Source organism: Desulfovibrio intestinalis (genome assembly GCF_014202345.1).
Taxonomy (GTDB): Bacteria; Desulfobacterota; Desulfovibrionia; order Desulfovibrionales; family Desulfovibrionaceae; genus Desulfovibrio; species Desulfovibrio intestinalis.
In genome coordinates this window covers 45,231-57,778 of record NZ_JACHGO010000008.1, presented here as the reverse complement: position 1 = coordinate 57,778, position 12,548 = coordinate 45,231, and the positions used below count along the sequence as shown (strand labels likewise).

Genomic DNA, 12,548 nt, shown 5'->3' with positions numbered 1-12,548 from the left:
GAAATTTTTTATTAGCAATTTCAGTGGGATGATGTAATCCCGATTGGTCTGCTCAACCATTCTGATGGATGCAATACAGCACTCTGCCAAGCTTTGCAACTTCTTCCATAAGGCGGTTCTCGGCACTTTTGTTTTCAAGTTCGCGCACGCGTATAAAGATGTGGCGATTCCCATCATCGTTACTGACGGTCAGTACTGACAAAAGGCGTGCATTATGGGCGCGCAACAGGTCAAAGAGGGGGCGGGCAGTGCCCGGCAGATCGGGCAGTTCAATGGCGAACTGCAGCCCGCCAAGGCGTGCGCCGGTAATGTCTACAAGCGCCTTGAACACGTCGTGGTCAGAAATGATGCCAACCAGCTTTCCGTTTTCTTCAACCACGGGCAAGCCGCCAACCTTGTTGTCGAGCATCAGCAGGGCAGCCTGTTCAACCGTATCGGACGGTTTGACGGTCAAAGGGTTAGCCGTCATAATGTTCTTGGCCTTTAATTCGGCCAGCAGGTAATGCATTTCGTACATGTCGAGCGTGGTAGCCTTGGAGGGAGAGGCGTCACGCACGTCACGGTCGGAAATAATGCCAACGACGCGTCCCTTGTCGTCAAGAACGGGCAAACGGCGGACATGATGGTCCTTCATCAGTTTGCCAACCTTGAGCAGAGACGTCTCCGGGGTGACGCTTACAACATCGGTGGTCATCCAGTTCTGAACAGGCATGCTTCCCTCCGGCTTTCGATGCGGTTTGGTGTTTGGCCGCATAATTGAACGGCCTTTTTCTGTTTATACAACAACAAACGGATGCTGCACAAGTGTGTGGCCGGGCATTCCCGGCATACGGAGCAGCGATTTGCGGGTGCGTATGGAAGTGTATCTGGATTGCGGCGGCGGCATCAGCGGGGATATGACGCTGGCGGCTTTGGCTCATTTGGGTGTGGATTTTTTTCCGTTGACGGCAGCCTTGGAAAAAGCGGGCGTGGCCTGCGAAATTGAGCTACGTGAAGAGATCAGGGCGGCTGGCCCCGGGCGGCACATTGATGTCCGCTGGAGGCAGGATGAACAGCCGTTGCGCCACCCTGCGGATATAGCAGCTATTTTTAACGCTGTGGATGTGCCGGGTACTGTGCGCGACCGTGCCTTGTCCGTTCTTGAGGCTTTGACTCTGGCTGAGGCGTATGCGCATCAGATACAGCCGGAAGAGGTGCATTTTCACGAAGTGGGGGCCGTTGATACCCTGGTGGACATTTTGGGCGTGTGCTACGGCCTGGAACAGCTGGGTGTGCAGCGCATTACTTCGTCGTTTCTGCCCTGGTTTTCGGGCAGCATAGAATGCGCGCACGGCCGTATTCCCCTGCCAGCGCCTGCTACAGCGTGGCTTTTGCGCAACAAGCCCGTGTACGCCACAGACGCGCGTGAAGAGCTGATTACCCCCACCGGGGCGGCCCTGCTGCATGCCCTGGTTGACGAATTTACTGGCGCTCCCTGCGGTACGTTTGCTGCTATGGGAACAGGCTATGGCTCGCGCCCTGCTGCATCCGGCCTGCGCATGTGGCTGCTGGATGCGTCCTCTCGTGTGGACCACCAACTCGGCGGGCGTGAGCTCGTCAGCCAGCTTGAAACCCACCTCGATCACCTCACGGGAGAGGAGCTGGGGCAGGCGCTTACTGCGCTGGCCGACATACCTGAAGTGCTGGACGTCTTGTGGCTGCCGGGCATTGGCAAGAAAAGCCGTCCATCAGGATTGCTGCGTGTGCTGTGCCTGACGGATCATGAGGGCGTGGCAGAACAGGCGGTACTGCGCCACACGCATACCCTGGGGATACGTCTTCAGAGGCTGGAGCGGCTTGTGTCGCCCCGCTGTGCGGTAACCGCCCGCGTTACGGGACGTGACATGCCTGCCAAACGTTATGAGATTGAAGGCCGCAGCTATGTGCGCCCCGAAGCCGATGCTGTGGGCCGGGCTGCGCAGGAAGACGGTCTGGGCGCGCCTGCGTTGCGTCTGATCCCAGACTAGGGGGCAGCCTCTAAATAATTCTTTGGTCCCACTGGTTAAGGCCAAAGGCTCTTTTTCGAAAAAAATGCACACTTACGGTGTATTTCTTTCGTGAAAAAGCCTTTTGGCGCGCTCTTGGCGCAAAATCGTCGTGGTATGCCTGAACGGTGGGGTATCGGACGGTGGATAAAAATCTTCGCCAGACAGCGGTTTTTTTAAGAAATTTTAAAAAAAAGAGTAATATTTTCAATATGAAGCCGGGTAAGTTGTAAAGACCTCTTGCGTCCGGGAACGCATAGGCATATGGAAGCTCAGGGCTGTGCGCCCTTTAAGGAGGATACCATTATGACCATGCAATATCTCTGGCGGCCTTTGGGTCTGTGTACCCTTGCCGCGGCCCTGTGGATCGGCGTTCCGACCCAGGCCAATGCAGACGCTTCGGACATGGGACAGGGCATGATGCTCGTGGCCCGCAATGATCAGCAGCAGTATGGCAACAAGGGCCAGGGTGCTGACGCCCAGTATCACCGTGACGGCAAGGCCGCCAAGGTCAAGAACAACGGCAAGAATGCTCCCAGAAAAGACGTCAAAGGCAATGCCAACGGCAAACATGACGTCAAAAAGAACGGCAAGAGTGCCAAGGCCGCTCACCCTGGCGCCAAGGGCCAGCCCGGCGACAAGATGAGCCGTCCCAATGGCAAAAATGCCAAGGGCGACAAAGCCGCTCACCCCAAGGACAACCGCTCAGGCAAACGCCCTGAGGCCCAGCGCCGTGCCCCGCAGCACGTCGAAGGTGACGTTAACAACTAAGGTCCGGTGAACTGCCCGGCGGGTCGATGGTTCAGCAGGGCAGAACTCCACGGCTGCAATCCCTGACGTGTCCCCCCACAAAAAAGCATGGTTTGTCAGCAATAAGGCATTTTATTAATAAAAATGGTAAAATGCACGGCGGCCAGTAGACCGAGCCGTCTGCCGCATAGCGGCATGGATTCTGCCAGAAATACGGTTTCCGGCAGGATGCCAATATTGAAATGATCAAATTAAGCCCCACAGGCAGCAGCCTGCGGGGCTTTTATACATAAGAATTCTGTCAGTCGGCGGTCGTCAGCGTGGGGGAGAAGGCCCTTTTGCAAAAGGATCCCTTCTCCGCAGCGCATTTCAAAAAAATACTCTAGGCGGCGGCAGCGTTTTTGACGTTGCTCCTGTGGAAGAAGAAGGCGATTATGGCTGCCATAATGTTGGAGCAGCACAAAAAGCCAAAGGCCACGTTGTAGTTCTGCACGCCGTCAGCAGCGGTAGTGATGAGCACGCCCACGATAATGGGAGCCAGAAAGCCTGCCAGCTGTCCCGCTGTGTTAACGATGCCCATGGCCCGGCCCGCGATTTCCTTGGGCACTTCCATCATGGGCAGGCTGAAGACCGAAGCTACGCAGCAGAAGCAGAAATAGCCCGCAATGATGTTGAAGATCATAAGGTTGGTCACACTTTCAGCCGTGAACATGAGGTAGAGGAAAAGCGCCATACACAGCTGGGTGACGATAACATAATGGAAGCGGTGCTTTTTCAGGGCGCCGTCCATAAGGTAGCCGGAAACAATAGCACCGATAAAGCCTGCGAAAAATGGCAGGGATGCGGCTATGCCCATTTGCCCCATGGCCAGCCCGCGGCTTTTGACAAGGTAGGTGGGCAGCCAGGACATGTAGCCCCAGGCCACCGTATTGCTGAAGAAAAGCAAAAGAAACGATTTCCAGACTACAGGTGTGGACAATACCTGCATGAAGGTCAGATTTTTCTGCTCCACGCCGGATGCGGAAGGTTCTTCTTCCAGTTCTCTCAGTTCTTCCGGGCTGACGCCCTTTTTTTCCTTGGGGTTGTCATAAAGCGTGAACCAGACCCAGATGCAAAGCAGGAAGCCCGGTATGCTCAGATAGTGGAACACCGCCCGCCAGCCCCAGAGGGACATGATGGCCACCACAAAAAGCGGCGCAAGGGCGGGTCCGAGCGAGTTGGTGCTCATCATGATGGAATTGGCGCGTCCGCGCTCCGAGGCGGGCGTCCAGACGGCCAGGGATTTCCATGTGGCGGCGGGTCCAATGCCTTCGCCGATGCCGAAGCAGATGCGAATAAGCACAAGGCCTATCAGGCTGCTGGCGTAGCCGGTGAACAGGGTAAAGATGGACCACCAGGCAATGGCGAATACAAGAACCTTGCGCGCGCCGAAGCGGTCGCTCAGGATGCCGCCGGGAATCTGGAAGAGCGCGTAGCCAGCAAAAAATGCGCTCATGACCACGCCCATTTCGCCGGCGGAAAGGTTAAAGTCATCCGCAATATACGGTATGGCGGTGGACATGACCATGCGGTCTAGGTAGGAAACCAGCCAGACTACAAACACCACGGCCAGAGACGTGTGCCTGTGCTTCCAAGTGAATCCCATAAGGCATCTCCTTCAACTTGTTATGCATCAGCCGGGCCATGCACATGCGTTGCCCGGCTGTATGTTTGCTATCCGGTTTCCTTGGCCAGCCAGTCCAGAGCGACCTGCGCGTACAGCGCCGCGCCGTAGACCAGGCTTTCGTTATCCACGTTGAACGCTGGATTATGCCAGGAGAATTTGATGCCTTTTTCCGGGTTGCCGCTGCCAAACCAAACGAAGACTCCGGGCGTTTCGGCCATATAACAGGCAAAGTCTTCGCCACCCATGCTGGGTACGCAGGGCAACACATTTTCTTCACCGTAAACTTCCTTCATGGGGCCTTGGCGCATCCATTCCGTAAGTTCCGGCGGGTTGTTCACGTTGGGAACCAGCTTGTTGTATTCAAAGTCGGCTGTGACGTTGTGCGCGGCGGCGGTATTTTCAATAACGCGCCGCAGGCGGTCTTCAAGTTCGTGAAAGAGTTCAAGGTCAAAGCAGCGCACGGTACCCTGCATGGTGACAGTATCGGGAATGACGTTGGCCACGGTGCCGCCGTGTATGCTGCCTATGGTGACCACCACAGCCTCGGTGGGCCGCATTTCGCGGCTGACTATGGTTTGCAGTGCAGACACGATGGCGGCTGCGGCCACAACAGGATCGTGAGCCAGATGCGGCACTGCGCCGTGACCGCCCTTGCCGTGAACTGTAATGGAAATGAAAGCCGAACAGGCCATGATGGGACCGGGGGAAATAAGACCTTTACCCGCCGGGTATTCGCAGATGTTGTGCTGGCCGAAAATGAAGTCCACATGAGGATTTTCAAGCACGCCCTTTTTGACCATAAGGGCACCGCCAGCGAAGATTTCTTCCGCAGGTTGAAAAATAAACTTTACCGTGCCCTTGAGATCATCCTTGCGGCTGGACAAAAGGCGGGCTGCGCCCAACAGGGCGGCCATGTGGCTGTCATGCCCACAGGCATGCATGACGCCCGGATTTTCCGAGGCAAAGGCGACGCCGCTTTTTTCATCAATGGGCAGCGCATCGATATCGGCCCGCAGGGCCACGCATTTGCCGGGGCGGGGGCCGTGCAGCAGGCCAACAACGCCTGTTTCGCCGCCCCAGTCGACAATTTCTATGCCCATACCGACCAGTTCTTTTTTCAGGTAGTCGGTGGTCCAGAATTCCTTGAAACTCAGCTCGGGGTGCCGGTGCAGGGTTTCACGCCACATCGTCAGCTGGGATCTGATGCCTTCCGCTTCTTCACGCATATGGTACATGGTTTTCTCCTTTGCTATGGAGACAGCCCACCCACGGGCAGGGACGGACCGCCAGCAGCGTAATATCCCATGTTAAAATACTATATGCCCAACCATATACCTCGGTTTACGAGATGGCAAATGCTAATACTATGGTTTTGTTGGTATAAATAATAGCAAGTGCCATATCGAATATGGGAAGCCACAGACCAGCTGCGGAGTATACGAAGAAATGCCGCTGGCTGTCGCCAACGGCATTTCTATTCTCTGCGCTTTGTTGAGACGGTATTTACCAGTCCAGCGTCACCTTGAAGGCGCGCGCCAGATCTTCCACATGCTCGCTGGCAATGACGCTGTCGCCAGACTTCATTGTCAGACGCTCGTCGGTGGTGACCACGCCCACGCGCGAGCAGAGCTGCCACTGGCCAAGAGCATCAAAGATCATAGCCAGTTCGGGCTTTACGCTGACAAGCAGACGGCTGGCGCTTTCGCTGTACAGCAGTTCGGTTTTGTTCATGCACTGCATGGCGTGCACCGCGTCCAGGTCCAGTTCAGCGCCCAAACGGCCGCCAATGCACATTTCAGCCAGGGCCACAGCCAGACCACCGTCAGAGCAGTCGTGGCAGGCGGAGATGGCCCGCTGGCCCATAAGAGCGGAAACCGCACGGTAGCGGGCCATTGCAGAGGCCGCGTCCACATGAGGCACATGGCCGCCCTTGATGCCCAGTTCGTCGCAGGCTTCGCTGCCCGCCATTTCGTTCCAGGTGCCGCCCAGCAGGTAGATGTAGTCGCCAGCTTTCTTGAAGTCTGACGTCTGGGTGGCCGTGACGTTGCGGATGACGCCCAGCACGGAGAACAACACAGTGGGCGGAATGGAGATGCGCTCGCCGCCGCCCGTGTAGTCGTTCTTCATCGAGTCCTTGCCGGAAATGCAAGGCACGCCGAAGGCCAGGCTGAACTGGCGCAGGGCGCGGCAGGCGCGCACAAGCTGCGCCAGCTTGTAGCGGCCATCGGGGTTGGTGGGGCTGACCACAGGGTCGCACCAGCAGAAGTTGTCCACCCCGGCCAGCGCGTCGGGATCAGCGCCTACGGCCACCGCGTTGCGTATGGCCTCGTCCATTGCGTTGGCCATCATCCAGTAGGTGTCGTAATCGCTGAACTTGGGGCAGATGCCGTGAGAGATCACAAGGCCCGCGTCCGATTCCAGCAGGGGACGCAGCACTCCCGCGTCTGCCGGGCCGTCGCGCTTGACGCCCACCAGAGGCTTGATGACGCTGCCGCCGCGCACTTCGTGGTCGTACTGGCGGATGATGTATTCCTTGGAGCAGATGTTGAGGCGGCTCAGCATGCGCTTGAGAAAAGCGCCCTGGTCCGCATCGGCCACATCCACACAGATTTCCTTGATTTCAGGGGCCTTCCATTCGGCTTCCAGCTCAAGCTGGGGCACGCCTTCATGCATGAACTGCATGGGCATGGAGGCCACAATGCGGTCATTGTAGCGCACCTCAAAGTAGCCGGACTCGGTGAACGTGCCGAGGGCCGTGGCTTCCACGTCCATACGGGCAGCCAGTTCCATAAACTCGTCCAGCTTTTCGGCCGGCACGGCCAGGGTCATGCGTTCCTGCGCTTCGGAGAGCAGGATTTCCCAGGGGCGCAGGCCGTCGTACTTGAGAGGGGCTTTGGCGATATCCAGCACGCAGCCGCCCGTATCTTCCGCCATTTCACCCACGGAAGAGGACAGGCCGCCAGCGCCGTTGTCGGTGATGGCGTGGTACAGGCCAAGGTCACGGGCGCGCATGATGAAGTCATACATCTTGCGCTGGGTGATGGGGTCACCGATCTGAACAGCAGTGGCAGGCGAACCTTCGTGCAGTTCTTCGGAGGAGAAGGTGGCTCCGTGGATGCCGTCCTTGCCTATGCGACCGCCAGTCATGACGATAAAGTCGCCAGTTTCGGCCTTTTTGAACCAGCCGGGACGGCCGTGGATTTCAGCCGGAATCACGCCGACAGTGCCGCAGTATACCAGCGGCTTGCCCAAAAAGCGCTCGTCAAAAACCAGAGAGCCGTTGACCGTGGGAATGCCGGACTTGTTGCCGCCGTGTTCCACGCCTTCACGCACGCCTTCCAGCACGCGGCGGGGGTGCAGCAGGCGCGGGGGCAGGGGCTTGTCGTGGAAGGGCGAGGCAAAGCAGAACACGTCTGTATTGCAGACAAGTTCCGCGCCCATGCCCGTACCCATAGGATCGCGGTTGACGCCCACAATACCCGTAAGCGCACCGCCGTAGGGATCCAGAGCAGAAGGGCTGTTGTGGGTTTCTACCTTGATGCAGGCATCATAGCCGTTGATAAAGGCGATGACGCCCGCGTTGTCCTTGAAGACGGACTTGCAGTAGTCATTGGGCCCCATGCGCTCGCGCAAAATGGCCGTGGCGTCGCGAATGCAGGTCTTGTAAAGGTTGTCCACCACTTCGTGGCGGTTCGTATCCGCATCAGTGTAATTGATGCGCGAGGCGAAAATTTTGTGCTTGCAGTGCTCGGACCAGGTTTGGGCCAGCACTTCCATTTCCACGTCAGTGGGGTCGCCGGGCAGGCCGATTGCCTTGCGCCGGGACACTTCGTCGGGGGCGGTGAACTGGTCGCGAATGCAGTGCATTTCCTTGAGATTCAAGGCCCAGGTATTGGAGCGGCTGGCCTGGGTGAGGTCGTCGTCATTCATGCCGGACAGGGTGATGGTGTCCACCGTGTCGTTGGCTTCGCCTGTGACCTGGGCGGCCTGCGCTTCAAAGCCGGGGTTGGCCTGCCATTCCTGGCGGCTCTTGATGCGGTAGCGCTGAATGAGCGTGTTGCAGAGCAGGTCGCGCGCCAGCATGTCCACCTGTTCGCGGGTCAGCGGAGCAGCCGGATCATTGACAATGCGGTGCTGCACGGCGGTGTACACGCGCAGGCTGTCGCGGGGGATGTCCAGCACCATTGCGGCGGTGTCGCGGGCGGTGCGGGCTTCGTTGTCGGTCACGCCGGGACGAAAGCCCACTTCCACATACCAGTCCGGTTCGGGCTGGCCTGCGGGCAGAGGCTCAAGAGAGGCCGCCTGCAAGATGGGGTCGTGCCAGATGCCTTCGTCCAGCAGCCGCCTGACCTGAGCTTCATTGAGCCCTTCGGCCGTAAAGACCTTGATCTGACGCACGGCACCCGTGGACAGGTTGAGAGCCTTGAGCAGATGCTGGGCCGTCTTGCGACCCTGTGTATCGTCCAGTCCGGCGTGCAGGCCGGTTTCCACCCGGTAGAGCATTGGTGCTTCCTCGTGAGGTTACAGCTTATTTCTTTCTGTCGCGCACATAGTCGGCCATGTGGAACATGACCTTGCGCTCGGACTTGTCGGGCAGGCTGTTGAGGGCATGCCTTGCCGCGTCAAGAAAAGTATCGGCCTGACGGCGAACGGCGGCGTCAAAGCCTGCCTCGCGTATGCGCAGTGCAATGGCCTCGGCGTCGGCCCCGGTCATGCTCAGGCTGGTAAAGGCCGCGTCAAAATCTTTGCGGTCAGCCTGGCTCAGGCTGTCGCGGTAGAGGCGCAGGGGCGGGGTCAGCTTGCCTTCGCGCACGTCGCCGCCAGTGGGCTTGCCCGTAACGCTTTCGGGGGCAAAGTCCAGCGCGTCGTCCACCATCTGAAAGGCCATGCCAAGGTTTTCGCCGTAGGCGGCGGCAGCGGCCACGGTCTTGTCGTCGGCTCCTGCTGCCAGCGCGCCCATTTCACAGGCGGCGCGGATAAGCCATGCCGTTTTGCCGCGCACCATTTCTTCATACTGGGCGGCGCTGGAATCCACACTGCCCTGGGACGCGATTTCAAGAATTTCGCCTGCAGCTGTCTGACTTGTGGCCTCGGAAAAACAGTGCGAAAGGCGCGGATCGCCCCTTTGGGCCACAAGGGCATTGGCGCCTGCCAGCAGGGCATCGCCAGCCAGGATGACGCTGGACACGTTGTAGAGCGTATGGGCCGCGGGTTTGCCCCGGCGGCTTACGGCGTTGTCCAGCACATCGTCGTGCAGCAGGGTGGCGGCATGCAGCATTTCAAGGGTGACGGCCAGATCCAGGATATCTTCATTGTTGTTTCCCAGCAAACGTGCCGTAAGCACCGTAAGCAGAGGGCGCAGGCGTTTGCCGCCAGCCTCGAAGATGTGGCGCGTCACCGGACGTACGGGTTCTGGCAAGGTGTCCACGGCCTTGTCCAGAGCGCGGTTGATGGCGGGCAGTTCCAGTGCAAGGCGTGCTTTGAGTTGAATCATGTCGCTACTCAGATAAGGTTAAGGGCGGGCAGCACCTGCGCCAGTGAGCGCAGCGCACCGGGAAAATCTTTTTCTTCCCTGGCGCGTGGCCCTACCTTGTTGGACACGCTGCGTACTTCCACACAGGGAATGCCCTGGCGTGCGCAGGCGTATGCCACGGCAAAGCCTTCCATATTTTCCAGGTCGGCCTTATAGCGGCCACGCAAGTCTGCGGCTCGGGCAAAACTGGCGCTGACGCCAGCTACCGTAAGCGAACGGCAGTGGGGCAGAGCGTCTTCTGCGCATTTGCCGCCAAAGGGGGCCAGGGCTTCAACGCCCGGCAGCGTCAACTTGTCCCGCACGGCCTCGCCTTGCGGGGGTTGCCACTGCGGAAAGCCAAAAGCTCCGGCAGTGACACTTTGTCCGTCGTGCAGGCCGTACTCGGGCCAGATTTCTTCCCGCACAAGGCAGTGCGAAAGCAGGGGATTGGCCTCAAGGTCAAATGCTCCGGCAAGCCCCGCGTTGAGCACCGCGCTTACGGGCGTGCCTTCTGCTTCGGCCCGGCTCAGAACATGACCAAGAGCCAAAGCCGCGTTGATGGGGCCAACGCCCGTTATGCAGCACAGGGCATTGCCTGTTTTGAGCCTTGTTGGCCAGAGCTGCATTTCGGGCCAGCTTGCGGCGGTGGAAGCCGCTGGCGCATCGCTGCCGCCGGATTTTGCGCCAGTTTCCAAAGGCGGTGCAAAATCCGGCAAAAGGCCCGCCAGTTCCGGGCCGGTAGCGACGCAGATAAGCAGACTCACGCGGCTTACAGCCTCCAGTAATCTATGCCCGCGCCGCTCATGGCGACAGGGTCGAAGAAGCTTTTCACGTCCAGCACCACGGCTTTGTCGGGCTGGGCAAAGAGGCTCTTGATTTTTTCGGGGGTCAGAGCCTTGTAAGCGCTGTGTCCCACCGTCAGGATAAAAGCGTCCAGATTGTTCAGGTCTTCCTGAGGCAGCAGGGTCTGGCCGTATTCGTGCATGGCTTCGGCGGGATCGGCCTCGGCATCGCTTACCAGCACCTGTACGCCGTAATCTTCAAGCTCGCGGATAACGTCCACCACGCGGGTATTGCGCAGGTCCGGCACATTTTCCTTGAAGGTGAAGCCAAAGATGCCCACACGGGCGCCGCTGATGACGCGACCGCTCTTGATCAGGCGTTTGACCACGCATTCGGCCACATATTTGCCCATATTGTCGTTGATGCGGCGGCCAGCCAGAATAACTTCGGGGTGAAAGCCCAGTTCCTCGGCCTTATAGGTGAGGTAGTAGGGGTCCACGCCAATGCAATGCCCGCCCACAAGGCCGGGACGGAAGGGCAGGAAGTTCCATTTGCTGCCAGCGGCTTCAAGCACTTCAAGGGTGTCGATGCCCAGTCTGCCAAAGATGATGGCAAGCTCGTTCATAAGGGCGATGTTGAGGTCGCGCTGGGTGTTTTCAATCACCTTGGCAGCCTCGGCCACCTTGATGCTGGAGGCCCGGTGGATGCCCGCCGTGACCACGGAACCGTAGACCTTCACCAGCAGATCAGCGGTGGGTTCGTCCGAGCCGGAAACGATCTTGGTGATGGTTTCAAGGGTATGCACCTTGTCGCCGGGATTGATGCGTTCCGGCGAGTAGCCGATGGTGAAGTCCTTGCCAAATGTAAGGCCGGACTCGCGCTCAAGGATGGGTACGCAGATTTCTTCGGTCAGGCCGGGATAGACGGTGGATTCGTACACCACCACGCAACCCTTGCTCATATGCTGGCCAACGGTTTTGCTTGCGCCCACCACGGGGGTGAGGTCAGGGGAGCGGTGGTCGTCAATGGGCGTGGGCACGGCCACGATGATGACGGCAGCTTCCTTGAGTTCGGCAGGGTCGCAGGTATAGCGCACATCAGCTGCCTGCAGCTTGACGTCGTCCACTTCGCGGGTGCGGTCATGTCCGTCTTGCAGTTCCTTGATGCGGGGGGCGCTGATGTCAAAACCCAGCACCTTCATGTGGCGCGAAAGGGCAACGGCCAGGGGCAAACCCACATAGCCAAGGCCGACGACGGCCAGCGTTTCCTTGCCTTGTTGCAGAGCCTCGAATGTCACCATAATTTCATTCCTTTACAAAACAGGCTTTTTTCGTCACCAAAAAAGCATGGAATTTAATATTGAACTCTTTCTTCGCGCCCTGGGCCTTGCCGTAGTGCTTGAGGGGCTGTGCTGGACGCTGTTCCCTGGCGGCATGCGCCGCGCACTGCTGAGTCTTTTGCCCTTGCCTGAAAGCCGCCTGCGAATAGTCGGGCTGGCGGCACTGGCTTTGGGCTTGCTGCTCGTCTGGCTTGCTTCGCACTAGAGCATTTTGCCATTGAACGTGTAAAAATATCCGCGTGCGAATATGCTGTGCCGCTTTCGGTAGCGCGGAGGGCTTTGCAGCAAGCCGCACTGCTGGCAGGGCGTCAACCCGTAAACCGGCTATGCATCATCGCGTGTTGTCCTGCGTAAAAGCATTGCTTCAGCCATTGCATGCGCGGTGCGGTCTGGACGCCGCAAAACTTGAAAAGCTTGTACTGGGCCTGCCCATTACGCTTTTGGGTTGGCCTTTGCCGACGCTGCTCCACACGT

General features: G+C 58.6%; 10 protein-coding genes. 3 read left to right on the top strand and 7 right to left on the bottom strand.

Annotation, left to right across the window (positions count from 1 at the left end; all coding sequences use genetic code 11):
- Positions 1–52: 52 nt before the first annotated feature.
- Positions 53–712, bottom strand: coding sequence for a CBS and ACT domain-containing protein (locus HNQ38_RS12310; protein WP_183721460.1), 660 nt, complete (start codon positions 710–712; stop codon positions 53–55).
- A gap of 94 nt (positions 713–806) precedes the next feature.
- Between HNQ38_RS12310 and larC the strand changes: the two genes are divergently transcribed.
- Complete coding sequence (gene larC, locus HNQ38_RS12305) at positions 807–2,006, top strand: nickel pincer cofactor biosynthesis protein LarC (protein WP_343060182.1); 1,200 nt, start codon at positions 807–809, stop codon at positions 2,004–2,006.
- Between the two features lie 324 nt (positions 2,007–2,330).
- Positions 2,331–2,795, top strand: a complete 465-nt coding sequence (locus HNQ38_RS12300; RefSeq protein WP_183721457.1) for a hypothetical protein — start codon at positions 2,331–2,333, stop codon at positions 2,793–2,795.
- A gap of 361 nt (positions 2,796–3,156) precedes the next feature.
- On the opposite strand, the gene HNQ38_RS12295 is transcribed toward HNQ38_RS12300, so the two are convergent.
- From HNQ38_RS12295 to HNQ38_RS12270, 6 genes are all read right to left on the bottom strand, one after another.
- Positions 3,157–4,419, bottom strand: a complete 1,263-nt coding sequence (locus HNQ38_RS12295; RefSeq protein WP_183721454.1) for an MFS transporter — start codon at positions 4,417–4,419, stop codon at positions 3,157–3,159.
- 68 nt (positions 4,420–4,487) lie between these two features.
- On the bottom strand, positions 4,488–5,675 hold the full coding sequence (locus HNQ38_RS12290; RefSeq protein ID WP_183721451.1) for a M20 metallopeptidase family protein: 1,188 nt from the start codon (positions 5,673–5,675) through the stop codon (positions 4,488–4,490).
- 268 nt (positions 5,676–5,943) lie between these two features.
- Positions 5,944–8,943 (bottom strand): AIR synthase-related protein, encoded by a 3,000-nt coding sequence (locus HNQ38_RS12285; RefSeq protein WP_183721448.1) that lies wholly within the window; start codon positions 8,941–8,943, stop codon positions 5,944–5,946.
- Between the two features lie 25 nt (positions 8,944–8,968).
- Positions 8,969–9,934 (bottom strand): polyprenyl synthetase family protein, encoded by a 966-nt coding sequence (locus tag HNQ38_RS12280; protein WP_183721445.1) that lies wholly within the window; start codon positions 9,932–9,934, stop codon positions 8,969–8,971.
- Positions 9,935–9,942: 8 nt separating this feature from the next.
- Entirely contained in the window at positions 9,943–10,716 is a 774-nt protein-coding gene (gene mqnB / locus HNQ38_RS12275; RefSeq protein WP_183721442.1) for a futalosine hydrolase, read from the bottom strand.
- A 5-nt stretch (positions 10,717–10,721) separates the two neighbouring features.
- Entirely contained in the window at positions 10,722–12,035 is a 1,314-nt protein-coding gene (locus HNQ38_RS12270; protein WP_183721438.1) for a nucleotide sugar dehydrogenase, read from the bottom strand.
- A gap of 46 nt (positions 12,036–12,081) precedes the next feature.
- On the opposite strand from HNQ38_RS12270, the gene HNQ38_RS12265 reads away from it, so the two are divergent.
- Positions 12,082–12,279: a DUF2065 family protein gene (locus tag HNQ38_RS12265; protein ID WP_183721435.1), complete on the top strand. Its 198-nt coding sequence runs from the start codon at positions 12,082–12,084 to the stop codon at positions 12,277–12,279.
- Positions 12,280–12,548: the final 269 nt, after the last annotated feature.